Raw genomic sequence first — 24,016 nt, forward strand, 5'->3', positions numbered from 1 at the left:
CGCTCAATTGGCGTAGCTAACGGGTATCGCCGTACCGCTCTTCAAAAGCTCCATGGAGATCGATGCCGACACATCAAAAAGCTCGATCCGCCGCACGATTCGCTTGTAGATGACATCGTAATGTTCGACGCGCGGCAGCACGATCTTCAGAATGTAATCGTAATTGCCGGTCAGCCGGTGCGCTTCGACGATCTCGGGGATATCGCTGATCGCGCGGCGGAAGGCCTCCGTCCATTCGTCGGAATGATGCGCCGTTTTGATGAGCGCAAAGAGCGTGGTGGGCACACCCATCCGCTCGCGATCCAGCACGACGATGCGACGCGCGATGTAGCCGCTCTCCTCCAGCCGCTGGATGCGCCGCGAACAGGCCGAGACCGACAGAGCCACGCGCTCTGCAAGGTCGGTCACGGAGATGCCTGCATCGTCCTGCAGGATATCGAGAATCCGCCTGTCGCGATCGTCAATCATGATGGCCCGCGCTGAAATTTTGCAAGAAACTGAGAAATTCCGCAAAACCTTAGCACATATCGATGCAAAAGCACAAACAATGCAAACACATCGCGCCTGATATGCTGCATCATTCCCGTATTCGAAAACACCATAGGGAGCGAGAATCCATGAAAAACATCGGCCTGATCGGCGGCATGAGCTTCGAAAGTTCTGCGGTCTATTACCGTCTCATCAACGAAATGGTGCGCGAGCGCCTGGGCGGCCTGGCCTCTGCCGAGCTCACTTTGCATTCGGTGAATTTCGAGGAGATCGTTGCCCTGCAGAAGGCCGGCGCCTGGGATATGGCTGCCTCGCGCCTCGGCGATATCGCACTGCGCCTGCAGATTGCCGGCGCCCATTGCGTGCTGATCTGCACCAACACCATGCATCTGATCGCACCCGAGGTCTCTTCGCACATCTCCGTGCCGCTGATCCATATCATCGACGAGACCGCCAAGACGATCCACGAAGCCGGCTGTAAGCGCCCGCTGCTGCTTGCCACGCGCTACACGATGGAGCACGGCTTCTATACCGACCGCATGAAGGGCCTCGGCCTCGACATCATGGTGCCCGAAGCCGCCGACCGCACCACCGTCCACGACATCATCTTCAACGAGCTCTGCGCCGGCAAGGTGCTCGACAGTTCTCGCCAGAAGCTGATGGCGGTGATCGAACGCGCCCGCGCCAATGGTGCCGACAGCATCATCCTCGGCTGCACGGAAATCTGCCTGATCCTCAACCCGGATCACCTTCCCCTTGCTGGATTCGACACGACGGCAATCCATGCCCGCGCCGCCGTCGATTTCGCGCTCGAGGGAGAAATCGCAAACGAAGAAGAAGACGCAGCCTGAGCCTTCAATTTAGTTGACTCAGTCAAATAAAAGCAGCAGGGTTTCCATCAGGAGACCCTGCCATGACCGACCTTTCCCTCATCGAATCCGCCCGCGAATTCAATCGCTTCTACACGAACTTCCTCGGCCTGCTGAACAAGGCCTATCTCGACACGCCCTTCACGCTGACGGATGCGCGCGTGCTCTTCGAGATCGGCGCCCATGATGGCGTCAATGCCGGCGCTCTCGCCCGCGACCTGCAGCTCGACCCCGCCTATCTCAGCCGCATTCTCAAACGCTTCCGCGAAGAAGACTTCGTCGAGGCGACGCCCGATCCCGCCGACCAGCGCAGCCAGATCCTTACTGTCACCGGCAAGGGACGCACCCAGTTCGAGGAGCTTGGCCGCCGCTCGAATGCCCAGATCGCCGCCCGCTTCGGCACGCTTGCCGATGGCGAGCCGCAGGCGGCCGTTGCCGCCATGCGGACGATCCGCGCGATCCTCGACCCGCAGGCAAAACCGGCTGCCGCCATCATCCGTCCGCATCGCGCCGGCGATATCGGCTGGATTGTCCAGAGCCAGGGACGCTTTTATGCCGAGGAATATGGCTGGGATCTGCGCTTCGAAGGGCTGGTCGCCGATGTCGCCGGAAAATTCCTCGCCAATTTCGACCCCGAGATGGAATATTGCTGGATCGCCGAGCGCGGCGGCATCAATCTCGGCTCCGTGCTGATCACCAATGGCGGCGACGGCATTGCGAAGCTCCGCCTGCTCTACGTCGACAAGGCCGCGCGCGGTCTCGGCCTCGGCAAACGGCTTGTCGATGAGTGCATCGCCTTCTCGCGCCGTAAGCGATACCGGCAGATCTCGCTCTGGACCAACGACTTCCTCCACACCGCCCGCGCCATCTATCAAAAGGCCGGTTTCCGGCTTGTCTCCGAGGAGAAACACCGCATGTTCGGTCCTGAGGCCAATGGCCAGACCTGGGTGCTCGATCTCTGATTTTGCTGCGTCGCAGAAATTTTACTTGATTTGGAAATGGCCATTCCCTAATTAGTCGGCATGACCGTTGACACCCTGACATCTGACCCGAAAACCCGCAGCCGCGGCCGCCCGCGCGAGTTCGATATGGACGCAGCCCTCGATGCTGCGCTGCGCGTCTTCTCCGAGCGCGGCTATCACGCCGCCTCCATCAGCGAACTGACCGAAGCCATGGGCCTTGCCTCAGGCAGCATCTACAAGGCTTTCAAGGACAAGCGCGGCATCTTCCTTGCCGCCTTCAAGCGCTATCGTCAGCTCGGCCGCGGCCGGCTGGAGACGAAAATCGCATCCGTAAAGACCGGCCGCGAAAAGGTCTTCGAGATGGTCATGTATTACGCCGAGCTTTCCCATGGCGAAGCTGGCCTCAAGGGCTGTCTCGTCGTCGGCGGCGCAAACGACATTTCGCTGCTCGACGAGGAAGCTGCGGAGCATGTGGCCGCGGCCTTTTCCGCTGACGAAAAGCTGATGGCCGATCTTATCCGCATCGGCCATGCCGATGGCACCATTCCGCCAACCGTGGATGCTGATGCCACGGCCCTCACCTTTCTCTGCCTGACCAAGGGCCTGCGCGTCATCGGGAGGACGGGACGCGGCGAGAAAGAGATGATGGCTGCGGCAGAGGCCGCGATGCGGCTCGTGACTTGACGACCCAAACCGGCATCCGTTCAAGGATCGGGTGGCGGCAGACGATTAAATTGCATTCAATCCTCCCAATCATTGCCTATTGGAGTTTCTGATGAGCGTTTCAGCCACCACGCCGGATGCGGCCATGCCCCGCGCCCTATCCCCCTGGCTAACCTTCCTTTTTGCAGCTTCCTGCGGTTTCGTCGCCGCCAACCTCTATTACGGCCAGCCGCTGGCGGGCCTGATCAGCGCCGATCTCGGCTTCTCGCCTGCCGCAACCGGCTTGATCGTCACGCTGACGCAGATCGGCTACGGCCTCGGCCTGCTGCTCCTGGTGCCGCTTGCCGACCTGTTTGAAAATCGCCGTCTCATCCTGACGCTGACTGTCGGCTCTGCACTTGCCCTCATCGGCGCGGCCTTTTCCTCCACGCCAGGCATGTTCCTGACGGCATCGCTCTGTATCGGCCTCGCCTCGGTCGCAGCACAGGTCCTCGTTCCCTTCGCCGCCAGCATGGCGCCGGATGCGACACGCGGCCAGGTCGTCGGCAATGTCATGAGCGGCCTGCTCTGTGGCATCATGCTCGCCCGCCCCTTTGCGAGCCTCGTCGCGGAAGCCTCGTCCTGGCATATGGTCTATTACGTCACCGCCGCCGTCATGATCGCACTCGGCATCGTATTACGCGCCAACCTGCCGGTCCGCGTCCCCCACACGAAGCTGCGTTATGGTGAGCTGCTGGCCTCCATGGGTCATCTGGCAGTGAACTCGCGCGTGCTGCAGCGCCGCGCCCTCTATCAGGCCGGCATGTTCGGCGCCTTCAGCCTGTTCTGGACGACAGCGCCGTTGCTGCTTGCAAGCCCCGCTTTCGGCATATCGCAGAGCGGCATCGCCCTTTTTGCGCTCGCTGGTGCCGCCGGCGCCATCGCCTCGCCGATCGCCGGCCGCCTGGCCGACCGCGGCATGACCAAGGTCGCCTCCACGCTTGCCATGCTGCTTGGCATGGGCTCATTCCTCATCAGCCATTTCGCAACCGACGGCTCGCTGACGGCACTGGTTCTGCTGACAGCTGCGGCGATCCTCCTGGATTTCGGTGTGACGACCAACCTCGTCTGCGGCCAGCGAGCGATCTATGGGTTGAGCCCGGAACATCGCGGCCGTCTGAACGGCCTGTTCATGGCGACCTTCTTCACCGGCGGCGCCATCGGCTCCGCACTTGGTGGCTGGGCTTACGCAACCGGCGGCTGGACGATGGCTGCCTGGATCGGCTTCTGCTTCCCGGCACTCGCCTTCCTGTTCTTCCTGACGGAAGGCCGCGAGAAGTAATCAAGTCAGGATCGGGCGGCTCGTCCGCCTGATCCGCCCTCTCATTCTTCTGTGTCGAAACGCAGCCGCGCGGCGCGAACCTCATCATGGTTCGCCTCCGCCCAGTTCAACAACTGCGACAGCGCCGTATAGAGCGACCGCCCAAGTTCGGTCATCCGGTACTCCACACTCGGCGGCTTCGTCGGAAAAACCTCCCGTTCGATATAGCCATCCCGCTGCAGGTCGCGCAGCGACTGGGTCAGCATGCGTTGGGAAATATCGGGGATCATCCGGCGCAACTCGCCGAAACGATAGGGCTGCTTGGCAAGCGCTTCGAGAATGAGCGTCGACCATTTGCCACCGATCTGCTGCAACACATCTCGAACCGGGCAATTGGTGAAATCCAGGCTGGCAAGATCGATCTCGCGCCGCGCACCTCCCGGCCCATCGGCCGGTCCTTTTGATTGGCGCTCTCTGGCTTTCAGACTGACGACTGTTCCGGCCATAGATGGTTCCCTTTTGGTAACGAACTCCCGAAAAACTGCCTTCTTTACAGTCCCGGGTCAATTCCTATTCTAGTGCTACTCTCTTTTTGAGACTACCTGTCAACCACTAGAGGATACTATGAGCGAAACCATTCTCGTCACCGGCGCTGCAGGCCAGCTCGGCCAGCTTGTCGTCCATCACCTGATCGAAAGCTACAAGGTCGCCCCGGCCAGCATCATCGCCGCGACCCGCAGCCCGGAAAAGCTCGCCACCCTCGCCGCCAAAGGTGTCGTTACCCGCAAGGCGGATTTCGATGATGCCGCCAGCCTCGAAGCTGCCTTTGCCGGCGTCGACCGCCTGCTCATCATCAGCACGGACGCCCTCGACACGCCCGGCAAGCGCCTGATCCAGCATAAGGCTGCCGTCGCCGCTGCCGTGAAGGCCAAGGTGAAGCACATCACCTACACCTCGATGCCCGCCCCTGATGATTCGCTCGTCACCTTCGCGCCGGACCACCTCGGCACCGAAAACACCATCAAGGAAAGCGGCATCCCCTACACGATCGTGCGTGACGCCTGGTATCACGACAACTACATGCACAGCATGCCGCACAATCTGCAGGCTGGAAAATGGTTCACCTCGGCAGGCGACGGCAAGATTGCCACCATTTCGCGTGATGACTGCGCGCTCGCCATCGCTTCGGTCCTCGCATCAGGCGTCTCCGCCAGCGCCACCTACACGCTGACCGGCAAGCAGTCGCTGACTTCAAAGGAAATCGCCGCAATCGCCACCGAAGCCACCGGCAAGCCGCTGGAAGTCATTGGTGTCACCGACGAACAGCTCGGCCAGGGCATCCGTGGTGCCGGCCTGCCGGGCTTCGTCGCCGACATGCTGGTTTCGGCCGACGCCAATATCCGCGCCGGCAAGTTCGACATCGTCACCGACGATTTCACAAAACTGACCGGCAGAGAGCCGCAGTCGCTGAAGGACTACTTCGTCGCCAACAAGGCCGCTCTCACCGCCTGAGCCGGCCTAAAGGCCCGCCCTTGCATTCACCAAGGGCGGGCCCTTTTTGTCAGATTTTCTGGCCGCAGGCCCGGCAGAAGCGGCGTACCGTTTCCGCCATGCCATATTCCAGCGCATCGGCCGTCAGCCCGTGACCGATCGAAACCTCGGCGAGAGCCGGAATGCGCTTTACGAGAGCGGGAAGATTTTCCACCGTCAGGTCATGGCCGCCATTGACGGCAAGGCCGAGCGCCAGCGCGGCATCCGCCGTCTTGCCAAGCCCTTCGAGGATCGGCCCCGCCCTTTCAGGCGCATCGTAGCAGCCGCCATAGGGGCCGGTGTAAAGCTCGATCCGGTCGGCGCCCGTCGCTTTCGCAGCCTTCACCGCCTCCGCGTCGCCATCGCCGTCAGCAAACAGCGAAACACGGAATCCCATCTTCTTCAGCCGCGCCACGACATCGGTGAGGAACGCCTGATGCTTGCGGAAATCCCAGCCGTGATCGGAGGTCGCCTGCGAGGGATCATCAGGCACCAGCGTCACCTGCTCCGGCTGGGCCTTGGCACAAAGCTCCAGGAATTCCTCGGTCGGATAGCCCTCGATATTGAATTCGGCTTCCGGAAACTCATCGTCGATCAGATTGCGGATCACGGGCAGATCGGAAAAGCGGATATGCCGCTGGTCCGGCCGCGGATGCACGGTCAGCCCTGAGGCACCAGCGGCAAGCGCGATGCGACCGAGCCCTTCCACGCTTGGCCAGGGCAGATCGCGCCGGTTGCGCAGCATGGCGATGGCATTGAGGTTCACGGAGAGTTTGGCGGGCATGGCAATATCCGTCTGGGATGGCGACTGGTCCTGCTTTTAAGGCAAGCCGTCCGCGAACGCCAATGAGATTCGCACATGCATTCATGCCTGTCCTTGATAGTCGCGCGCACCATGACGATCGACGTCAGGGGCGTACCGAAAACAGTAATTCCCGTTCCCTTCGAAGATCATTCGTCAGCGACGACGAACCGTGTGGTTTTATTTTACCACATACCAAGCAAGAGGCGGATTGAGATGCCGCAACATTGCTATCCCATTTAAAAACGGTTATTTTTAGCACTTACAAAAGAACCCGTCCGAGCATAAAGTGGGCGCCACGTAACGAGTAAGTACGCCGAGTACTGCTTCTTCCAACGATAAGAACGCTAGAGGAAAACCCCGCTCGCCGCGCTCCGGAAGCAACTGGCAAAGCCGCATGAGGTGCAACTATCTGCCCCAGGAGGGTTCATGCCAGACGGTTCCAAACGTTTGTTTGCTGCCGCCGGTATCGCTTCGGAGGCCCGGTCGAAATACCGGTTCCTGCCTTCGGCCGCTTTGCCGCCGGATATCCCACAAGGTCCCGTTCCGATCGCCGACATGGCGAACGCATTCGGCGTCACGCACAGGACACTGCATTTCTACGAAGAGAAGGGCCTGATTTCCGCAAACCGCATCGGCCTGATGCGCGTTTACGATCAGGATGATGTCATGCGCATGGCGGTCATCACCGTCTGCCGCGAAACCGGCATGCCGATCGCCGTCATCCAGGAATTGATGGACGTGTTGCGCAGCGCGGCCTCCCAGGAAGAGGCCGAGTCGATCTTCCGCGAGGCCCTCTCCCAACGCAAGCGAGAGCTGACGGCCGAAATGTCGACTTTGCACCGGCAGCTGCAGCAGGTAAGCGACCTTCTCGATTACGACAGCAGCCTCGACCTGCCGCCGATCAACGACAACAGGGATCCGGCAAGCCTGACCGATCAGGAGCGCCAATGCCTGGAGCTGATGGCTGAAGGATATTCGACGCAGCGCATCGCCCGCGCCCTCGACCTCAGGCATGAGGAAACGCGCGCGCTGGAAGCCGACATCATCATGAAATTCCAAGCCAACAACCGCTTTCAGGCGATCGCCAAGGCGGTTCTCCTCGGCATCGTGCAGGCCTGATCACTTGGCAGCGGCCGCCACCGCATCCCTGCAGGAGCACAAACGCCAGTTTCCAGCGGACGCCAATCTTAGCGAACGATTGTCAGCGTCTCTGCTGCGCGCGTAATCGCGGTGTAAAGCCAGCGCTCGCGCGTATCGCGAAAGGCCCAGCTTTCGTCGAACAATACGACATTGTTCCACTGCGAACCCTGCGCCTTGTGCACCGTCAGCGCATAGCCGTAGTCGAACTCGTCATAGCGCTTGCGTGTATTCCAGGGGATCTCGCCTTCCACATTCTCGAAGGCTTGCTTCAGAAGCTTGATCTTCGCAGCCCCACGATCCATATCGTCATCTTCGGGGCGGACCAGCAGGTTGATGCCGGGCTTCGTCGTCTCCTTGGATGAGGTCATGACCTGCCAGAGCGAGCCGTTGAGCAAGCCCTTTGCCGGGTCGTTGCGCAGGCAGACCAGCTTGTCGCCGGTCTGCGGATGTTCGGTCGTAAAACCCTTGAGTTCCCGCAGGCGCTGGTTATAGCGCCGCCGCGTCTTGTTTGTGCCGACAAGCACCTGGTCGGCATCCATGACGAGCGGCTGCGTCACCTCGTTCTTCGAGATCACCTGCGCCTTGCCGTAGTCGCCATACATGATCTCGTTGCCCTCACGCACCTGCATGGCGAGCTTGATGATCGGATTGTCGCGCGCCTGCCGGTGGATATCGGTCAACAAATAATCCGGCTCCTGATTGGTGAAGAAGCCGCCGCCCGTGACCGGCGGCAGCTGGCCGGGATCGCCAAGCACGAGGATCGGCGTGCCGAAGCTCATCAGGTCCTTGCCGAGCGCTTCGTCCACCATCGAGCATTCGTCGACGATGATCAGTGCCGCCTTGGCGACCGGGCTCTGGCGGTTGATGGAAAACATCGGCGCGATCGAGGTCTTGCCGGTTTCCTCGTCCTCCACCTCTTCCTCGCCGCGCGGCCGGTAGATCAGCGAATGAATGGTCTTGGCATTCGACGCCCCGCGCGAGCGCAACACCTGCGCCGCCTTGCCGGTGAAGGCGGCAAACAGTACGTCGCCATCCACATGCTCGGCAAAATGCTTGGCAAGCGTCGTCTTGCCCGTTCCGGCATAACCGAACAGCCGGAAGAGCGGAGACCTGCCCTCCTTCAGCCAGTTCGAAACGGCCTTCAGGGCTTCATCCTGTTGAGGGGCGAATTGCATGGAAGCGACTTGGCAGGATTCGCCTCGCATAGGCAAGGCGAAATTCCCCTTGAGACGACATTAGCGGCGCCCGCTCAGCGACTTCATCTCCTGCTCCATCACATGCTGGCGCAAGAGCCCGGCAAGATAGAGCGATCCGGTCAGGATCACCCAGGCATCCACTTCAGCCGCCCGTTCCAGCGCCCTCTCATAAGCTGCCTGCGGATCTTCGATCACCTCGCTCGCAAGGCCGATCGCGCCGGCAAGCATCTGCAATTCGGCGGGCGATCGGAAGCGGTTTGAAACCGAGGTGAAGATCGGCGAAACGCCGTAGCGCTTCATCACGTCGAGAAGCCCTGCCGCATCCTTGTCCGCCGCAATCGCAACGACCGCGATGCCCGGTCCGGAAAATCCTTCCATGCCGGAGAGATCGTCGAGCACCGCTTCGAGATTGAAGGGTACATGCGCCCCGTCGAGCATGACGGCCACAGCCTTGCCCTCAGCGGGCACGACGAAGCGCTCCAGCCGTCCCGGCAGATGCGAATCTCGCTCGGCTTGCGCGTCGATCAGCCACGCGCCCACAGCCTCGCCCTCGCGAGCCGTCACACCAAGCTCGCCGAGCACATCGAGCGCCGCCCCGGCAACGGCGACATTGCGGGAAGCGATTGTCGATGCCTTGGACAGATCCGGCCGGGTAAGCCGCGCCTTGATCTCCACTGCGCGCCTGGCGATAACGGCACCCGCTTCATCATCCGCTTCAAGCGGCGTCACGACGGTCGAATGCGGCTTGATGATACCGGCCTTTTCGAAGGCGATGGCCGCCCGCGTCTTGCCGAGGATTTCCGTATGTTCGAGGCCGATGTTGGTGATGATGGAAACGTCGCTATTGACGATATTGGTCGAATCCAGCCGCCCGCCGAGGCCGGTCTCGACCACGGCCCACGCGATGCCGGCATCCCGAAAGATCAGAAATGCCGCCACTGTCAGCATGTCGAACCATGTCGCGGTCTCGGCCGCAGTCGCTTCCGCCCTTGCGGCTCGCAGCGCATCGAGCGCCAGGAACAGCGCCTCGGCGAGCACGCCCTCCTCGACCGGCCAGCCGTTCACGCTGATGCGCTCGGAAATATGCTCCACATGCGGCGAGGCATAACGCCCGACGGAAATGCCGGCATGGCGCAAGCTTGCTTCCAGCAGCGCCGAAGTCGAACTCTTGCCCTTGGTACCCGCCACATGGATCGAGCGGAAGGCGCGGTGCGGATCGCCGAGACGGGCGGAGAGATCGAGGATCGGCTCCAGTCCGACGCGCATTTCACCGCGCGGACGCTGTTCCCAGTTTGTAAGCTGATCAAGTTGCGAAAGGGCTTCGATAAGGCGGGGATTTTCTATCTGCATGGGCATGGCACACGTTACAGGATTTATTTTGGTGCCCAGGCGAGCGGCATCGGAAACCTGCGCTTCCCGATGGTTCTCCATCTGTCTCGCCAGTCACGCAGGCGGGCCGACACTAGAACCTTTCCGTTGCCCTGCCTAGCCTCGCAAGCGTCATCAGCACGGCTCCGCCGCGACGCCGCCTGCGGCAACTGCCAGTTAACGCTGGTGAATTTTAGCTCTTGCGGAGATTGGCAAGAACGCCACTTTAGTTCCTGTCTGTGACAAAGAGGCGGAGATTCGAATGGGACAGACTGTCCGAATTCCAGTCAACGAACCGCAGAGACTGCTTGCCGTGCGCTCGCTGAGTGCCATCAGCAGCAGCCCGACGCCGGAGCTTGCAGCACTTGCCGAGCTCGCCAAGAATGCATTCGCAATGCCCTATGCCGCCGTCAACATCGTCGACGAGGACTGGCTGCGCATTGCCGGCGAAGCGGGCTTGCAGCTTTCGGAATGCCCGCGCGACCTTTCCTTCTGCACCCGTGTCGTCTTTGCCAACGACATGGTTGTCGTTCCCGATCTGGAACAGGATGCGGAGCTCAATGCCGCGCCCTATGTGACGGGCCCGCCGCATTTCCGTTTTTATGCCGGCGCGCCGCTGGAACTGGAAAACGACCTGGTCATCGGCGCCTTCTGCATTCTCGATCAGAAGCCGCGCCTCTTCACCGAAAAAGAGGCCTCCAATCTTCGCCGTTTCGCCCGTGTCGCGAGCGCGCTTCTGCGGCTGCAGAAGGCGAATTTCGTCATGGGCCTTGCCGAAAGCAGTCTGCGCACTGCGGCCATGACCGATCCGCTGACCGGTTTCCTCAACCGCGCCGCACTCGATGCCATTGTCGACCGCGCGCTGGAATCAGCCCTTGCCTCCGGCCACACCTTTGGCGCCCTCTATCTCGACATGGACGGCTTCAAATCGATCAACGATACGCTCGGCCACCATATTGGTGACGAGGTGCTGCGGGAGGCGGCAAATCGCATCCGTTCGGTCATCCGCTCCGGCGACATCGTCGTGCGCATGGGCGGCGACGAATTTGCGGTCTTCGTACCGAACCCGCCAAACACCGAAGCGCTGGTCTCCGTCTCCGAGCGCCTGCTCTCGGCCTTCCGTAGCCCCTTCACCATTGAGGGCAACATCATCCGCGCCCGCCTGAGCATCGGTGCCGCGCTCGCCCCGCAAGGCGGCCGCCGCCGCCGCGAACTGCTGCGCAACGTCGATGGCGCCCTCTATAGCGCCAAGGCTGCGGGACGGGACTGCTATGTGGTTTTCAATCCGAACTGACGTTTGAAAAACAAACGGGAATAAAACGGACACCTTCCGTGTCTCATCTCCGGTAACGCAAGGTGCGTGCCTAACCCGAGGAGAGAGACCATGAAGTCCGTGAAATTCCTGTCCGTGCTGGCAGTCGTTGCTGCCACCGCCACTGCAGCCTTCGCCGCCCCCGCCGTCACCACCGTCGAGTCGACCAAGGGCAAGGTTCTTGCCGGCGAAAAGGGCATGACCCTCTACACCTTTAAGAAGGACGAAAAGGGCGTCTCGAGCTGCTACGACAAATGCGCCACCAACTGGCCGCCCTTCCTCGCTCCTAGCGGCGCCAAGGCCGAAGGTGCATACTCGCTCGTCGAACGCAAGGATGGAAAGAAGCAGTGGGCCAAGGACGGTATGCCGCTCTATTACTTTGTGAAGGACACCAAGTCCGGCGATATCACCGGCGATGGCGTCGGCGGTTCCTGGGATCTCGCCAAGCCTTGATGAGGCCAGCGTGAAGACGCCCCCACCCGATACGTTCGAGGGCCAGATCCTGGCCCTCCTTCCCTCGCTCCGCCGCTATTCCCGCAGCCTCACCCGCTCGGATGCCGAGGGCGAGGATCTGCTTCAGGATTGTGTGGAAAAGGTTCTGGCCCGGCGCGGCCAGTGGCGCGGCATAAACCTGCGCGGCTGGGTTCTGACGACGATGACCAACCTTTACCGCAACACCCGCCGCGCAAGCCCGCGCGACCGGCTAGTCGAGCTCGATGCCGCCGAAGAACTCGCCCTTCCGGAGGCGCAAGCCGATCCGCTGGAGCGCCTGCGGCTGGAGCAGGCCCTCGACAGCCTGTCGGAAGACTACCGCGCCGTCCTGATGCTCGTCGTCATCGAAGGCTACAGTTATCATGAAGTGGCAACCATGCTGGAGATCCCGATCGGCACCGTCATGTCGCGCCTGTCGCGCGCACGCCAGCGCATGAGCGAGCATATGAAAGCCGATAACGTGATTACGCTTCGGAGACCGAAATGAACGAGACCAACCCCACCGTTACCGAAGCGGACCTGCACGCCTTTGCCGACGGGCAATTGCCGGAGGCCGCCCGCACCCGCGTGGAAGCCTACCTCGCCGAGAACCCCGAAGAGGCCGCCATGGTCGCCGGCTGGCAGGCGCAGAATACCGGCATCAAGTCCCTGTTTTCAGGCTATGAGAAGAGCCGCGACACCGATCTCCGAATGGTGGCACCGGCTGACACTGCCTCCCCCTGGAAGACACGCTCTGCCCTTGCCGCTGCCGCCGTCATGCTCTTCGCGCTTGGCGCGGTCAGCGATCGTTTCATCCCGCCGTTCTTCGAACGCCCGCTGCTGCAGCTCGCCGAATCCGAAACCCTGCCGAAACAGGCCGAGACCGCCTTCCTCGTCTATGCGAGCGAAGTACGCCACCCGGTCGAAGTCTTTGCCAATGAGGAAGCGCATCTCGCAACCTGGCTCGGCAAGCGCCTGGCAATCCCCGATCTCAAGGTGCCGGATCTCAAATCCCTCGGCTTCCACCTCGTCGGCGGCCGCCTGCTGCCTGTCGATAACAGGCCGGGCGCCATGTTCATGTATGAGGATCAGCGTGGCGAACGGCTGACCGTCATCGTCGGCCGCAACAAGGAAAACAGGACGACCAGCTTCCGCTTCGCGTCCGCCAAGGATGTCGAGACCTTCTACTGGATCGACGGCGAACTCGGCTATGCGGTCACGGGCGAAATCTCCCGCGACATGCTGCGCAAGGTGGCAGAGGAATGTTATAGGCAGTTCCCGTCATAAAACGGGACCTGCAATCCAAAATCCGTCCCCTCAGGCCGACACGAGCTGGTAGCGGCCGCTCTCGTCCTGTTTCAGGGTAGAACTGCACTCGCCATCCTCGATGAGCTGCTTCTTCAGGGCCTGCGTGACCTTGTCGTTCTTGTCGGGATCGTCGGCGCTGTCGAGCAGGTCTTCCAGTGTGATGCCGAGCTTATCCAAGCCGAGATCGCGCTCGATCTTGGCAATGGCCTGCGCCCCGTCCGGCTTGCTCCTCAGATCCAAAAAAGCCTTTTTCGTCGCGGCGACGAATTCGTCCATCGATGTATAGTTGCTCTTTTTCACACCGAGTGCAGCGCCTGCGCGGTCGATCAGATCGAGCTTCATCTGGGTAACGCTTCGGTCGTTCACGCTGAACAGGGATTCCGAGATCTTGGACTGGGCCGCAGTCGGCTGCGGGCTCATGCCCGATGCCTGCTTGACCGGCTGGTCGTTGGCAATCACAACCAGATTGTCGCCATCCGTCTTCTTGGCGTCGGTGAATTGAATGGGGGAAACGCTCTGCTGCAGGATCAGCAAGGCGGCTTCATTGGTCGATGAGATCGAAGTCATGCATGGTCCTCGTGCGCATGTGCTCGACCATCATGGGCGCAATGTGCAGGTTTGACCGGGCGTCATGCCTGAGCGGGAATCAGCTGGGTTTGCGATGGCATGATCGCTGTGATTCCTTGCATAAATATAAAACTTGAGCGTGTACCTGTCGATAAATCCGATCGACAGCGTCAGGCCGTGATCTCAGCGCTGGGGATCGTTGGCAAGCTCGATCGGCTTGCCATGCGGTGTCGCTTCCGCCGCCCGCTGCCAACTCTTCTGCAGGTCGAGAATGGCGGAAGCATCCGCCATACCGCGGCTGACGAGCAGATCGGAAAGAGCCGCCACCCAGCAGTCGAAATAATCGCTGCCATCCTCAGCCCGACCCGGCCTATGCAACTCCTTCGACAGGGTTTCCGCCCATTCGCTCCAGGCAAACAGCCCCTTCTCATGCAGATGCACGGTCATGGCGAAGGCTTCCGCCGCCCAGGGCTCAGGAAAGACGGGATCACCCTCGGGTGACTTTGGCAGGCCGGGCGATTGCGCCAACTGCGAGGGTGTCTCACACACGCTCAAGATAGCTCTCCCATGCATCGATCGATACTGTCAGTGACGGATCGGCACCCTCGCCCCAGATCTCTGCCCCATCGAAAACGACGGTATAGATCCATTGCGGGTTCTCGCCCTTGCCATGCGCATTGTCGTCGGGAAAGACAAAGGAGCCCTGCACTGCCTCGACCACGCCCGTCTTGGCGCGCGCATACCGCGGCAGTCGCGTATGGGTGGCCGGGTTGAAATTCCTGGTCTTCACCGTCTCGCCGACGACAAAGAGCGGCGCCGTCTCGACCGGCCGGTCGCAAGGTGCGCCCTTGGCGAGCACGCCTGCCACCATATCCACCTTCAGCACTCGCTTCGGCACCGTGCCGTCCTGCAGCTTCTGGCCCGACAGCAGTTCCTCGCGGCTCGCAAAGCCGTGGCGCTCGAGCAACATGTCGATGCCGCGGATCCAGACTTCGTAGTAGCTCGCCGCAAGATAATCGGCCGGCGGAATGTTTTCCCGTGCATGCCGGCTTTCATCGATCGTCCAGGCGCCGAAGGCACCGCAGGAGAGCGTGATGCCGAGCGCCCGCTTCTCCCATTCGGCATGGAAATAGGGCTCATTCACTTCGGGCGCGACGGGCCCGAAGCCCATCTGCCCGCCGAGGTCGTGTGGGCCGTTCATGGGGTGACCTCCGGGTTGCCGGCACCCGAAATTTTCGGGCTGCCCGCAATTGCGGTGCCGATCATCGCATCGCGGCTGACAAGATCGGCAAGCGCCTCCTCGTCCATGCCTTCGGTTCCCTCAGGCCGTTCGGGGATGACGAGATAACGCAGCTCCGCCGTCGAATCCCAGACGCGGACCTTCTTGCTCTCGGGCAGCATCACCCCGAATTCTGCCAGCACGCCGCGCGGATCGATGACGGCGCGTGAGCGATAGGCGGGAGCCTTGTACCAGACCGGCGGGAGGCCGAGCACCGACCACGGATAGCAGGAGCAGAGCGTGCAGACGATGAGGTTATGCGTGTCTGATGTATTGAAGACAGCGCGCATATGCTCGCCCTGCCGGCCGGTGTAACCGAGGCTCGCAACCGCCGCCGTCGCATCCCGCTTCAGCCATTCGGCAAAGTCGGGATCGCTCCAGGCTTTCGCAACGACACGCGCACCATTGCGCGGCCCGACCTTTGTCTCATAGGTCTCGACAATCACATCAATCGCCGCCGGATCGATCAGCCCCTTCTCCGTCAGCAGCGTTTCCAGCGCTTTCACACGCGCCTGCATGTCCGAATAATGGTTGTCGTGGTGATGATCATGGTGATCGTGGTCATGATCTGCGTGGTCGTCTCTGTGCCGCATGGCGCTCTCCAGGGTAGAGCGCTCGATCTTATGCGCCGATCGGAGGACCGCCAAGCGTATTTCTCGCCAAGAAGTGCCCCAATGAATGCCATCGGCAAGGACAAAACGGAGGGCTAATTAAGCAACTCCTTATTTTTCGCCGTGATCCTAACCAAACGTTAACGGCTTCATCTCAACATCGCACACATGAAAGTTCCGACATTCGGCCGCAGCACCAGGCCACCCGCGCCCCCGTCCGCCCCTCCGCAAGAGGAGATGGAGAGCCTTGCCGACAGCTCGGCCTCTGCCGATCCGCGCCGGCGTGAGACCGAAGATACCGTGCAGAGCCCGGGGCTGGTTGCACGCGCCCTGCTCGACCACGTGATTCAGGAAATGGCGACGGACGGCCATGTTCAGTCGATCGATCTGTTTGGAGCCTTGGGATCGGTTGGCGGTTTTTCCTGCGTTCTCACCGCCTTTGATATTGCGTCCGCCGGGGAGCTTAGCGACGACGCTGATCTCATCGCCATGGAAGCCGAGGACGGCTCCCGCTATTATACCGGCAATCTGCCGAACGCCTTCCTTCTGGAAAGCCATGATTCCCTGCTCAACCTGACATACGGCGCGGCAAGAAGGTCCGGTGCTCTGATCTCGCAAGAGATGGCGATGGAAACGCTTCGTTACGTCGTCTCAACCATCGGACATCCGCAGTTCGGAATACCGCGATTGACGGATGAGAACCGTCCAGGCGAGACGCCCCTCGCCTACGTTCGCCGCCTGTGGCCGAAATTGGCCGATGCTCTCGATCGAAATCGCGTACCCCTCAGCAGGCGACCTTTCGCGATCGGCCTGGCGGTGGAACTTGCCTTCTTCCACGTCAGGCCGCCGCTCGACCCGTCCCTGGCGGCGCGGATCGTCACCGAATGCGCTATTCCCATGGCGAAACTCGATCCCCGCCTTATCGCTTGAGCTATCCGGCATGAAAGCGAGGCAGTTTCTTGCGAGCGATACGCGGGCTTTTACACGGCCGCCCACTGCTCGATATGCCGTTTTTCGGTAGTCTCTCATTATGAACATCCTGATTCTCGGTGCCACAGGCTTCATCGGCTCGGCGATCGCAGCACGCTTGCTTGCGGACGGCTACACAGTGACCGGGCTTGCCCGCAATCCCGACCGGGCATGGGTTCGCCAGCCCGCTATCCGCTGGATCAGGGCCGATCTGGAGAAGATGACCAATGTGGCCGACTGGGCCTCCGTGCTGGAAGGCCAGCACGTCGTCGTCAACAGTGCCGGCGCCCTCCAGGACGGTCTTTCAGACAATCTCGCAGCCACCCAGCAACGCGCAATGATCGCGCTCCAGCAAGCGGCGCGGTCGGCTGGCGTGACACTCATCGTCCAGATCTCCGCCCGAACGGACGGCGCCGGCAGCAGCCTGCCCTTCCTCGCCACCAAGCGCGCTGCCGATATCGCGCTTGCGGCATCCGGCCTGCCTTACGTGATCCTGCGCCCATCCCTCGTGCTCGGTCGCAACGCCCATGGCGGCACCGCGCTTCTGCGCGCGCTTGCATCCTTCCCGCTTGCCCTGCCGCTCATCCATGCCGACAGCCCGGTCGAGACCGTCGCCGCCGAAGATGTCGCCTCTGCCGTCTCGGCCGCGATCTCGGGCGCACTCCCCTCCGGCAGCGATATCGAACTCGCCGCTGAGGAACGGCACACGCTCGCAAGCCTCGTCAAACTGAATCGCGCCTGGCTCGGCCTGCCGGATGCGCCTGTCATCTCCATCCCGCCGGCAATCGCAAGGCCGGTCTCATGGCTTGCCGATATTACCGGCCATCTCGGCTGGCGCTCGCCGCTACGCTCTACCGCCATGACCGTCATGTCCGAAGGTGTGCGCATGGACCGCCCCACGCCCTCGGGTCTGCCGACACTCTCGGCTGCGGAGACGCTTACCGCCCATCCCTCCGGCGTTCAGGACCTATGGTTTGCCCGCCTCTATCTCCTGAAGGCGCCGGTCATTGCCGGCCTATCGCTCTTCTGGCTGCTGTCCGGCCTTATCCCGCTTTTGGCCCCCGCGCAGGCAAGCGCCCACTTTCTGCCCTTCCTGCCCGCAGGTGCTGCGGTCACGGTGACGGTCCTCACCTGCCTGATCGATATCGCGCTCGGCGCCGCAGTCCTCTTGCGTCCGTTCGCCCGCCGCGCCCTTCTCGGCATGATCGCCGTCTCGCTGGCTTATCTCGCAGGTGGCACCGTCCTGGAGCCGGCGCTCTGGCTCGATCCGCTTGGGCCGCTCGTCAAGGTGCTGCCGTTGCTGCTGCTGACGCTTGCAGCACTCGCCATCCTGGACGAACGCTGATGCTCGTACAGCTGCTGCTTCTCGCCCATGTTGTCGGCGCAACTGTGCTCTTCGGCACCGGGGCCGGCATCGCCTTCTTCATGGTGATGGCTCATCGCACCCGTAACCCGGTCCTGATCGCCCATGTCGCCGGCACCGTCGTGATCGCAGATACGGTCTTTACGGCCACGGCCGCCATCCTCCAGCCGGTGACAGGCTATCTTCTTGCCCGCATCATCGGCTGGGATCTGACGGAAAGCTGGATTGCGCTGTCGCTGGTGCTTTATGTCGTGACCGGCATCTTCTGGCTGCCGGTCGTCTGGATCCAGATCCGGCTGCGCAATCTGGCCAGAGCCGCAGCAAACGCGGGCACTGCCCTGCCGCCGGCCTATTTCAGCCTCTACCGTGTCTGGTTCGCCTTCGGCTTTCCGGCCTTCTTCGCGGTAACAGGCATTCTCTTGTTGATGCTATCAAAGCCGACACTATTTTAGCATCGGCCAGAGGCTGAGCACGAGCAGCACCGCCATGGTGATGTTGAACCATTTCAGCCGCACCGGATCGGAAAGCCACTCCCGAAGCGCCGAGCCGAAGCCCGCCCAGGTGGAAACGGAGGGCACATTGACTGCCGCAAACGCAAGGCCGACAAGCAGCACGCTGATCAGATAAAGCTCCGGATTCGTATAGGTCGCCATCGCCGTGACCGCCATCACCCAGGCCTTCGGATTGACCCACTGAAAGGCCGCAGCGCCGAGAAAAGACATCGGCTTCACGGCACTCTTGCCTTCGCTCAGCGACCGCGATGTCGCTATCTTCCAGGCGATCCAGACGAGATAGGCCCCGCCCGCAAACTTCAGCGCGATATAGACCGCCGGCACCGTGTGCAGCAACGCCCCGAGCCCCAGGCCAACGCCAAGCAGCAGCGACAGGAAACCCGCCCCGATGCCGAACATATGCGGGATGGTGCGACGGAAGCCGAAATTCACGCCCGAGGCAAACAGCATCATATTGTTCGGCCCAGGCGTGATCGAGGTCGTGAAGGCAAAAAGCAGCAGGGCCAAAAACGTATCCAGCGGCATGAAACCCTCCCCGGGCCGCACGTGTCGATGATGTGGCGGCGTATTGGAATTAGGTCAGCATAACTGCCCTAAACCTCTGTCACCATAACATGATTGTCATGGTGACAGGATTACCTGATAGTCTGCCAATCTCTAAAAGGACGAGAACTGTCATGGACGATCCGATCCCCACCATCACCTTCCCCAATGGCACCGAAGTGCCGGCGCTCGGCCAGGGCACCTGGGGCATGGGCGAGGATGCCGGCCATGCGAAGGAAGAGATCGCAAGCCTCAAGGCCGGCCTCGATCTCGGCATGACGATGATCGATACCGCCGAAATGTATGGCGACGGCGGCGCCGAAGAAATCGTTGGACAGGCGATCAAGGGCCGCCGCGACGAGACCTTCATCGTCAGCAAGGTCTATCCCTGGAATGCCAGCCGCACCGGCACGATCACCGCCTGCGAAGGCAGCCTCGAACGCCTCGGCACCGACCGCATCGACCTCTATCTCCTGCACTGGCGCGGCAATTATCCGCTCGCTGAAACCGTCGAAGCCTTCGAGACGCTGAAAGCATCAGGCAAGATCCGCGCCTGGGGCGTCTCCAACTTCGATACCGACGACATGCAGGAGCTGCTTTCCGTTCCCGATGGTCGGAACGTCGCCGCCAATCAGGTGCTCTACAATCTCGCCCGCCGCGGCATCGAGTATGATCTCCTGCCCTGGTGCCAGAGCCGCAACATTCCGATCATGGCCTATTCGCCGATCGAACAGGGCCGCATCCTGCACCATCCCGATCTCATCCATATCGCCAAGGCCTATCAGGCGACACCGGCGCAGCTGGCGCTCGCCTTTCTGCTCGAACGCGACGGCGTCTTCGTCATCCCGAAGACTTCGAATATCGAGCGCGCCCGCGAAAACCGCGACTGCGTCTCCCTCGACATCACCGACGAGGACTGGGAAGCCCTCGACGCCGCCTTCCCGCCGCCGGCAAAGAAAACGCCGCTGGAGATGCTCTAATCCCCCGCAGCGCAGGGGATTTGGCTCGCCATGCCGGGGAAAGCCTGATAATTTTGGGCAACACCAAGCGAGGCAATCCCATGCCAGGTGGTTCAACGCAAAGTGATTTAGCGGCTATGCAAGGGGGCGGTTTCTACAACCGCCATTCCGCAATGCAGGCCACCGGTATCGCAGCTCTGCTTTCCCTATGGGAAGCTGCATGCCGGACAGTGGACATTCGCGAAAGTCCTGTGACCATCGTCGACTATGGCTGTTCCCAGGGCCGAAATTCGATGATCCCCATGCGAAAGGCGATTGAGCTTTTGCGTTTGAATGCGGGGGCGCCCCTTCCCATCGAAGTCATCCACACCGACCTTCCGTCCAACGATTTCTCGTCTCTGTTCGAAGCCCTGATTGCAGAGCCCGACAGCTACATGACGGGAACCGCCGATGTTTTCCCTCTGGCGATCGGCAAATCATATTTCGCGTCGTTGCTTCCACCTGGCCGAGTGCATCTTGGCTGGTCGACCTGGGCGTTGCAGTGGATGAGCACCAACGAAATCGATGCACCGGATCATATTCTCGCGGGAATGAGCAGATTACCGGCTGTCGCCGCTGCAGTCGCAGCGCAACAAGCGCGCGATTGGGAATGCTTTCTGACGCAACGGTCACGAGAGATGCGACCAGGCGCGAAACTCGTGGCCGGGTTCACGGCGCGCGCCGAAGCCGACACTGGCTGGGAATGGCTGCTCGGCGAACTATGGTCGGCAATCGGAGACATGAGAAAAGACGGCCTGCTGTCGCAACGAGAGCAGGAGCAAATTACGATACCAATCGGCCTTCGATCCCTGGAGGATATTCAGGCTCCTTTCAGGCAATCCGGATATTTCGCTGAATTGGTGCTGGAACACCTCGACCTCGTGAAAGTCAGTGATCCGTTCTGGCCGGAATTCGATAGCAGCGGCGACAGAGTGGCGTTCGCCAAACATCATGCGAACATGACGCGGGCATGGAGTGGCCCGACGATCGCCAGCGTCACGCCACGCGCCCTCGAACCGACCACGTTTGTCGATGAGCTGTTTGCTCGATTTGAGCAGCGCTTGAAGGAAGATCCGAGACCTCACGAACCTTACATGGCGGCGGTGGTATTATCGAAGAAAGATCGGTGAATCCATTGTCGCGTCGATGAACGTGCCCGAGCAGTGTATCACCTGCCCGGGCTGTAATTTTTACATGCCCGGGCTGTAATCTTACATGCCCTGCGCGCCACGGTTCATCGCGGCAATGCCGGTACGGCAGACTTCGATGAGGCCGAGCGGTTTCATGATCGCGATGAACTGGTCGATCTTGGAGGACTTACCGGTGATCTCCAGGATGAAGTGATCGATCGTCGCATCCACCACCTTGGCGTGGAAAGCATCGGCAAGGCGCAGCGTTTCGGCGCGGGTCTCGCCATTGCCAATCACCTTCAGCAGCGCCACTTCCCGCTCGATCGGCCGGTCCTGGCCGAGTTCGCGGGCGCGCACCGTCAGGTCCACCACGCGATGGACAGGCACGATGCGTTCGAGCTGCGCCTTGATCTGCTCCAGCACGTGCGGCGTGCCGCGGGTGACGATGGTGATACGCGACAGATGCGCCGCATGCTCCGTTTCCGAAACCGTCAGGCTTTCGATGTTGTAACCACGGCCGGAAAACAGGCCGATGACGCGGGCGAGAACGCCCGGTTCGTTATCGACCAGCACGGAGAGCGTATGGCTCTCGACGGCTGCCGTTTCCGGAGAGATGAAGTAGGCAGAGCCGGTGGGTTGAAGGTGTGCGTTCATGATCCTGGGTTTCCTACTTTATCGTTATACTAGCTGACGGCCCTTGGCGTCGATCGCGTTGGCGACCGCTTCGTCCGTGGCTTCGTCAGGCAGCAGCATTTCATTATGTGCCTTGCCCGAGGGGATCATCGGGAAGCAATTGGCGAGATTGGCAACGCGGCAATCGAAGATGACCGGCTTCTTGACGTCGATCATCTCCTGGATGGTCGCATCGAGATCATCAGGCTTCTCGCAACGCAGGCCAACGGCGCCATAGGCTTCTGCGAGCTTCACGAAGTCAGGCATAGCTTCCGTATAGGAGTTGGACAGGCGGTTGCCGTGCAGCAACTGTTGCCACTGGCGCACCATGCCCATGTACTGGTTGTTCATGATGAAGATCTTGATCGGCGCATTGTGCTGGATCGCCGCCGACATTTCCTGGATGCACATCTGGATCGAGGCATCGCCGGCAATGTCGATGACGAGGCTTTCCGGATGGGCGATCTGCACGCCGAGTGCCGCCGGCAGGCCGTAACCCATCGTGCCGAGACCACCCGAAGTCATCCAGCGGTTCGGCTGCTCGAAGCCGAAGAACTGGGCTGCCCACATCTGGTGCTGGCCGACTTCCGTCGTGATATAGGTGTCACGATCCTTGGTCAGGGCAAAGAGACGTTCCAGCGCATATTGCGGCATGATCACGTCCTTGCTCATCGTATAGGCGAAGGAGTTGCGGGCGCGCCAGCGGGCAATATCGCCCCACCAGGCATCGAGACGGTTCTTTTCCGGCTTCTTCGGCAGTGCCCGCCACAGGCGGATCATGTCTTCCAGAATATTGCCGACATCGCCACGGATGCCGACATCGACACGTACGTTCTTGTTGATCGAAGACGGATCGATATCGATATGGATCTTCTTGGAATTCGGCGAGAAGGCGTTCAGACGACCGGTAATACGGTCGTCGAAGCGGGCACCGATGCAGACCATGACATCGCAATCATGCATCGCCATGTTGGCCTCATAGGAGCCGTGCATGCCGAGCATCTTCAGCCAGTTCTTGCCGGAAGCCGGATAGGCGCCGAGGCCCATCAGCGTCGAGGTGATCGGGAAATCTGTCAATTCGACCAGCTCGCGCAGTATGCGGGAGGCTTCCGGGCCGGAATTGATGACACCGCCGCCCGTATAGAAGACCGGCTTGCGGGCGTTGGCCATCAGCTCGATCGCCGCCTGGATCTGGTTCAGGTCACCCTGGATCTTCGGCTGGTAGCTCTTCTGGATGGCATGATCGGCCGGCGGCGTGTAGGTGCCGGTGGCAAACTGCACGTCCTTCGGGATGTCGACGACAACGGGACCCGGACGGCCCGACTGGGCAATACGGAAGGCCTCATGGATGACGGCGGCGAGCTCGTTGACATCCTTGACCAGCCAGTTGTGCTTGGTGCAGGGGCGCGTGATGCCAACCGTATCGCATTCCTGGAAGGCGTCCGAACCGATCAGCGGCGTCGGAACCTGGCCGGAGAGGCAGACGAGCGGAATGGAATCCATCAGCGCATCCTGCAGCGGCGTGACGGCATTGGTGGCACCGGGGCCTGACGTGACCAGCATGACGCCGACCTTGCCGGTGGAGCGGGCGTAACCTTCGGCCGCATGGCCGGCGCCCTGCTCGTGGCGCACGAGGATGTGCTTGATATCCTCCTGCTGGAAGATCTCGTCATAGATCGGCAGAACGGCACCGCCGGGATAGCCGAAAATGTGCTCGACACCATTGTCCTTCAGCGCGCGGAGAACGATTTCCGCTCCCGTCATCCTGTTGTCTGCCGCTTGATTGTCCGTGCTCGCCATGTGTCTGTTCCGTTTGATGCTGGAGATCTGAGGTTTGTGGCCGGAAGCCCTGATTTCGGGCATAAAAAAAGGCCCCTGAGGAGCCTTCGTCTTGCGCATGGGTGGCTATCGCCGGATGGTTACACCATCCTGCCCATGCGCTTTCCCACCACGATAAGA

27 protein-coding genes and 1 riboswitch are annotated in these 24,016 nt (G+C 61.2%); of the genes, 15 read left to right on the plus strand and 12 right to left on the minus strand.

The window, feature by feature from the left end:
• Window positions 1-3 precede the first annotated feature (3 nt).
• Window positions 4-468, minus strand: a complete 465-nt coding sequence (locus PMI11_RS13385) for an Lrp/AsnC family transcriptional regulator (RefSeq protein ID WP_007817757.1) — start codon at window positions 466-468, stop codon at window positions 4-6.
• A gap of 149 nt (window positions 469-617) precedes the next feature.
• On the opposite strand from PMI11_RS13385, the gene PMI11_RS13390 reads away from it, so the two are divergent.
• The 4 genes from PMI11_RS13390 (at window position 618) to PMI11_RS13405 (ending at window position 4,304) form a co-directional block, all read left to right on the plus strand.
• Window positions 618-1,340 carry an aspartate/glutamate racemase family protein gene (locus tag PMI11_RS13390; protein WP_007817758.1) on the plus strand — a complete coding sequence of 241 codons (723 nt, stop codon included), beginning with the start codon at window positions 618-620 and terminating at the stop codon, window positions 1,338-1,340.
• 62 nt (window positions 1,341-1,402) lie between these two features.
• On the plus strand, window positions 1,403-2,320 hold the full coding sequence (locus tag PMI11_RS13395; RefSeq protein ID WP_007817760.1) for a bifunctional helix-turn-helix transcriptional regulator/GNAT family N-acetyltransferase: 918 nt from the start codon (window positions 1,403-1,405) through the stop codon (window positions 2,318-2,320).
• A 60-nt stretch (window positions 2,321-2,380) separates the two neighbouring features.
• Window positions 2,381-3,004 (plus strand): TetR/AcrR family transcriptional regulator, encoded by a 624-nt coding sequence (locus PMI11_RS13400; RefSeq protein WP_007817761.1) that lies wholly within the window; start codon window positions 2,381-2,383, stop codon window positions 3,002-3,004.
• A 91-nt stretch (window positions 3,005-3,095) separates the two neighbouring features.
• Window positions 3,096-4,304 (plus strand): MFS transporter, encoded by a 1,209-nt coding sequence (locus PMI11_RS13405; RefSeq protein ID WP_007817763.1) that lies wholly within the window; start codon window positions 3,096-3,098, stop codon window positions 4,302-4,304.
• Between the two features lie 41 nt (window positions 4,305-4,345).
• Here PMI11_RS13405 and PMI11_RS13410 read toward each other — a convergent pair whose 3' ends face one another.
• On the minus strand, window positions 4,346-4,789 hold the full coding sequence (locus PMI11_RS13410; RefSeq protein ID WP_007817765.1) for a winged helix-turn-helix transcriptional regulator: 444 nt from the start codon (window positions 4,787-4,789) through the stop codon (window positions 4,346-4,348).
• A gap of 118 nt (window positions 4,790-4,907) precedes the next feature.
• Here PMI11_RS13410 and PMI11_RS13415 point away from each other — a divergent pair, with 118 nt between their 5' ends.
• Entirely contained in the window at window positions 4,908-5,795 is an 888-nt protein-coding gene (locus PMI11_RS13415; protein WP_007817767.1) for an SDR family oxidoreductase, read from the plus strand.
• 49 nt (window positions 5,796-5,844) lie between these two features.
• Here PMI11_RS13415 and PMI11_RS13420 read toward each other — a convergent pair whose 3' ends face one another.
• Window positions 5,845-6,597: a pyridoxine 5'-phosphate synthase gene (locus PMI11_RS13420; protein ID WP_007817769.1), complete on the minus strand. Its 753-nt coding sequence runs from the start codon at window positions 6,595-6,597 to the stop codon at window positions 5,845-5,847.
• Window positions 6,598-7,044: 447 nt separating this feature from the next.
• On the opposite strand from PMI11_RS13420, the gene PMI11_RS13425 reads away from it, so the two are divergent.
• On the plus strand, window positions 7,045-7,737 hold the full coding sequence (locus PMI11_RS13425; RefSeq protein ID WP_007817771.1) for a MerR family transcriptional regulator: 693 nt from the start codon (window positions 7,045-7,047) through the stop codon (window positions 7,735-7,737).
• A 68-nt stretch (window positions 7,738-7,805) separates the two neighbouring features.
• Here the strand turns inward: PMI11_RS13425 and PMI11_RS13430 are convergent, their stop codons facing one another.
• Window positions 7,806-8,933, minus strand: coding sequence for an ATP-dependent DNA helicase (locus PMI11_RS13430; protein WP_007817773.1), 1,128 nt, complete (start codon window positions 8,931-8,933; stop codon window positions 7,806-7,808).
• A 60-nt stretch (window positions 8,934-8,993) separates the two neighbouring features.
• Window positions 8,994-10,310 carry a bifunctional folylpolyglutamate synthase/dihydrofolate synthase gene (locus PMI11_RS13435; RefSeq protein ID WP_037071286.1) on the minus strand — a complete coding sequence of 439 codons (1,317 nt, stop codon included), beginning with the start codon at window positions 10,308-10,310 and terminating at the stop codon, window positions 8,994-8,996.
• A gap of 20 nt (window positions 10,311-10,330) precedes the next feature.
• Window positions 10,331-10,411, minus strand: a riboswitch (ZMP/ZTP riboswitch).
• Window positions 10,412-10,584: 173 nt separating this feature from the next.
• Between PMI11_RS13435 and PMI11_RS13440 the strand changes: the two genes are divergently transcribed.
• From PMI11_RS13440 to PMI11_RS13455, 4 genes are all read left to right on the plus strand, one after another.
• Window positions 10,585-11,616: a sensor domain-containing diguanylate cyclase gene (locus PMI11_RS13440; protein ID WP_007817777.1), complete on the plus strand. Its 1,032-nt coding sequence runs from the start codon at window positions 10,585-10,587 to the stop codon at window positions 11,614-11,616.
• 90 nt (window positions 11,617-11,706) lie between these two features.
• Window positions 11,707-12,087 carry a COG4315 family predicted lipoprotein gene (locus tag PMI11_RS13445; RefSeq protein WP_007817779.1) on the plus strand — a complete coding sequence of 127 codons (381 nt, stop codon included), beginning with the start codon at window positions 11,707-11,709 and terminating at the stop codon, window positions 12,085-12,087.
• Window positions 12,088-12,097: 10 nt separating this feature from the next.
• A complete protein-coding gene (locus PMI11_RS13450; protein ID WP_007817781.1) occupies window positions 12,098-12,613 on the plus strand; it encodes an RNA polymerase sigma factor in 516 nt (171 codons plus the stop codon).
• Window positions 12,610-13,392, plus strand: a complete 783-nt coding sequence (locus PMI11_RS13455; RefSeq protein WP_007817783.1) for an anti-sigma factor family protein — start codon at window positions 12,610-12,612, stop codon at window positions 13,390-13,392. The genes PMI11_RS13450 and PMI11_RS13455 overlap by 4 nt, the downstream gene beginning before the upstream one ends.
• 30 nt (window positions 13,393-13,422) lie before the next feature.
• Here the strand turns inward: PMI11_RS13455 and PMI11_RS13460 are convergent, their stop codons facing one another.
• From PMI11_RS13460 to nthA, 4 genes are all read right to left on the minus strand, one after another.
• Window positions 13,423-13,980 (minus strand): hypothetical protein, encoded by a 558-nt coding sequence (locus tag PMI11_RS13460; RefSeq protein WP_007817785.1) that lies wholly within the window; start codon window positions 13,978-13,980, stop codon window positions 13,423-13,425.
• A 183-nt stretch (window positions 13,981-14,163) separates the two neighbouring features.
• Window positions 14,164-14,535 (minus strand): nitrile hydratase accessory protein, encoded by a 372-nt coding sequence (locus PMI11_RS13465; RefSeq protein ID WP_007817787.1) that lies wholly within the window; start codon window positions 14,533-14,535, stop codon window positions 14,164-14,166.
• Window positions 14,522-15,181 carry a nitrile hydratase subunit beta gene (gene nthB / locus PMI11_RS13470; protein ID WP_007817789.1) on the minus strand — a complete coding sequence of 220 codons (660 nt, stop codon included), beginning with the start codon at window positions 15,179-15,181 and terminating at the stop codon, window positions 14,522-14,524. The genes PMI11_RS13465 and nthB overlap by 14 nt, the downstream gene beginning before the upstream one ends.
• A complete protein-coding gene (gene nthA / locus PMI11_RS13475) occupies window positions 15,178-15,852 on the minus strand; it encodes a nitrile hydratase subunit alpha (protein WP_007817791.1) in 675 nt (224 codons plus the stop codon). The genes nthB and nthA overlap by 4 nt, the downstream gene beginning before the upstream one ends.
• A 255-nt stretch (window positions 15,853-16,107) precedes the next feature.
• On the opposite strand from nthA, the gene PMI11_RS13480 reads away from it, so the two are divergent.
• The 3 genes from PMI11_RS13480 to PMI11_RS13490 all read left to right on the plus strand — a co-directional run bounded on the left by PMI11_RS13480 (window position 16,108) and on the right by PMI11_RS13490 (window position 18,654).
• Window positions 16,108-16,800 carry a hypothetical protein gene (locus PMI11_RS13480; protein WP_037071282.1) on the plus strand — a complete coding sequence of 231 codons (693 nt, stop codon included), beginning with the start codon at window positions 16,108-16,110 and terminating at the stop codon, window positions 16,798-16,800.
• Window positions 16,801-16,900: 100 nt separating this feature from the next.
• Complete coding sequence (locus tag PMI11_RS13485) at window positions 16,901-18,184, plus strand: SDR family oxidoreductase (protein ID WP_007817795.1); 1,284 nt, start codon at window positions 16,901-16,903, stop codon at window positions 18,182-18,184.
• Window positions 18,184-18,654, plus strand: coding sequence for a DUF2269 family protein (locus PMI11_RS13490; protein WP_007817798.1), 471 nt, complete (start codon window positions 18,184-18,186; stop codon window positions 18,652-18,654). Before PMI11_RS13485 ends, PMI11_RS13490 begins: the two co-directional genes overlap by 1 nt.
• Here the strand turns inward: PMI11_RS13490 and PMI11_RS13495 are convergent.
• Window positions 18,646-19,239, minus strand: coding sequence for a LysE family translocator (locus PMI11_RS13495; protein WP_007817800.1), 594 nt, complete (start codon window positions 19,237-19,239; stop codon window positions 18,646-18,648). The genes PMI11_RS13490 and PMI11_RS13495 overlap by 9 nt on opposite strands.
• Window positions 19,240-19,391: 152 nt before the next feature.
• Between PMI11_RS13495 and PMI11_RS13500 the strand changes: the two genes are divergently transcribed.
• Window positions 19,392-20,237 carry an aldo/keto reductase gene (locus tag PMI11_RS13500; RefSeq protein ID WP_007817802.1) on the plus strand — a complete coding sequence of 282 codons (846 nt, stop codon included), beginning with the start codon at window positions 19,392-19,394 and terminating at the stop codon, window positions 20,235-20,237.
• A 53-nt stretch (window positions 20,238-20,290) separates the two neighbouring features.
• Window positions 20,291-21,385 carry a class I SAM-dependent methyltransferase gene (locus PMI11_RS13505; RefSeq protein WP_244430569.1) on the plus strand — a complete coding sequence of 365 codons (1,095 nt, stop codon included), beginning with the start codon at window positions 20,291-20,293 and terminating at the stop codon, window positions 21,383-21,385.
• 81 nt (window positions 21,386-21,466) lie between these two features.
• On the opposite strand, the gene ilvN is transcribed toward PMI11_RS13505, so the two are convergent.
• Both ilvN and PMI11_RS13515 read right to left on the minus strand, forming a co-directional pair.
• Window positions 21,467-22,039 (minus strand): acetolactate synthase small subunit, encoded by a 573-nt coding sequence (ilvN, locus tag PMI11_RS13510; protein ID WP_007817806.1) that lies wholly within the window; start codon window positions 22,037-22,039, stop codon window positions 21,467-21,469.
• A gap of 24 nt (window positions 22,040-22,063) precedes the next feature.
• Complete coding sequence (locus PMI11_RS13515; protein WP_007817808.1) at window positions 22,064-23,857, minus strand: acetolactate synthase 3 large subunit; 1,794 nt, start codon at window positions 23,855-23,857, stop codon at window positions 22,064-22,066.
• Window positions 23,858-24,016 lie beyond the last annotated feature (159 nt).

It is taken from the genome of Rhizobium sp. CF142 (genome assembly GCF_000281145.1).
Taxonomy (GTDB): domain Bacteria; phylum Pseudomonadota; class Alphaproteobacteria; order Rhizobiales; family Rhizobiaceae; genus Rhizobium.

Excerpts from the sequence above, each read along its gene's own strand:
- PMI11_RS13395 (WP_007817760.1), top strand. The coding sequence starts at position 1,403 with ATGACCGACCTTTCCCTCATCGAATCCGCCCGCGAATTCAATCGCTTC.
- PMI11_RS13495 (WP_007817800.1), bottom strand. The coding sequence starts at position 19,239 with ATGCCGCTGGATACGTTTTTGGCCCTGCTGCTTTTTGCCTTCACGACC.
- PMI11_RS13435 (WP_037071286.1), bottom strand. The coding sequence starts at position 10,310 with ATGCCCATGCAGATAGAAAATCCCCGCCTTATCGAAGCCCTTTCGCAA.
- PMI11_RS13415 (WP_007817767.1), top strand. The coding sequence starts at position 4,908 with ATGAGCGAAACCATTCTCGTCACCGGCGCTGCAGGCCAGCTCGGCCAG.
- ilvN (WP_007817806.1), bottom strand. The coding sequence starts at position 22,039 with ATGAACGCACACCTTCAACCCACCGGCTCTGCCTACTTCATCTCTCCG.
- PMI11_RS13440 (WP_007817777.1), top strand. The coding sequence starts at position 10,585 with ATGGGACAGACTGTCCGAATTCCAGTCAACGAACCGCAGAGACTGCTT.
- PMI11_RS13445 (WP_007817779.1), top strand. The coding sequence starts at position 11,707 with ATGAAGTCCGTGAAATTCCTGTCCGTGCTGGCAGTCGTTGCTGCCACC.
- PMI11_RS13400 (WP_007817761.1), top strand. The coding sequence starts at position 2,381 with ATGACCGTTGACACCCTGACATCTGACCCGAAAACCCGCAGCCGCGGC.
- PMI11_RS13410 (WP_007817765.1), bottom strand. The coding sequence starts at position 4,789 with ATGGCCGGAACAGTCGTCAGTCTGAAAGCCAGAGAGCGCCAATCAAAA.
- PMI11_RS13430 (WP_007817773.1), bottom strand. The coding sequence starts at position 8,933 with ATGCAATTCGCCCCTCAACAGGATGAAGCCCTGAAGGCCGTTTCGAAC.
- PMI11_RS13390 (WP_007817758.1), top strand. The coding sequence starts at position 618 with ATGAAAAACATCGGCCTGATCGGCGGCATGAGCTTCGAAAGTTCTGCG.
- PMI11_RS13425 (WP_007817771.1), top strand. The coding sequence starts at position 7,045 with ATGCCAGACGGTTCCAAACGTTTGTTTGCTGCCGCCGGTATCGCTTCG.
- PMI11_RS13480 (WP_037071282.1), top strand. The coding sequence starts at position 16,108 with ATGGAGAGCCTTGCCGACAGCTCGGCCTCTGCCGATCCGCGCCGGCGT.
- PMI11_RS13420 (WP_007817769.1), bottom strand. The coding sequence starts at position 6,597 with ATGCCCGCCAAACTCTCCGTGAACCTCAATGCCATCGCCATGCTGCGC.
- nthA (WP_007817791.1), bottom strand. The coding sequence starts at position 15,852 with ATGCGGCACAGAGACGACCACGCAGATCATGACCACGATCACCATGAT.
- PMI11_RS13500 (WP_007817802.1), top strand. The coding sequence starts at position 19,392 with ATGGACGATCCGATCCCCACCATCACCTTCCCCAATGGCACCGAAGTG.
- PMI11_RS13385 (WP_007817757.1), bottom strand. The coding sequence starts at position 468 with ATGATTGACGATCGCGACAGGCGGATTCTCGATATCCTGCAGGACGAT.
- PMI11_RS13485 (WP_007817795.1), top strand. The coding sequence starts at position 16,901 with ATGAACATCCTGATTCTCGGTGCCACAGGCTTCATCGGCTCGGCGATC.
- PMI11_RS13515 (WP_007817808.1), bottom strand. The coding sequence starts at position 23,857 with ATGGCGAGCACGGACAATCAAGCGGCAGACAACAGGATGACGGGAGCG.
- PMI11_RS13455 (WP_007817783.1), top strand. The coding sequence starts at position 12,610 with ATGAACGAGACCAACCCCACCGTTACCGAAGCGGACCTGCACGCCTTT.
- PMI11_RS13405 (WP_007817763.1), top strand. The coding sequence starts at position 3,096 with ATGAGCGTTTCAGCCACCACGCCGGATGCGGCCATGCCCCGCGCCCTA.
- nthB (WP_007817789.1), bottom strand. The coding sequence starts at position 15,181 with ATGAACGGCCCACACGACCTCGGCGGGCAGATGGGCTTCGGGCCCGTC.
- PMI11_RS13490 (WP_007817798.1), top strand. The coding sequence starts at position 18,184 with ATGCTCGTACAGCTGCTGCTTCTCGCCCATGTTGTCGGCGCAACTGTG.
- PMI11_RS13460 (WP_007817785.1), bottom strand. The coding sequence starts at position 13,980 with ATGACTTCGATCTCATCGACCAATGAAGCCGCCTTGCTGATCCTGCAG.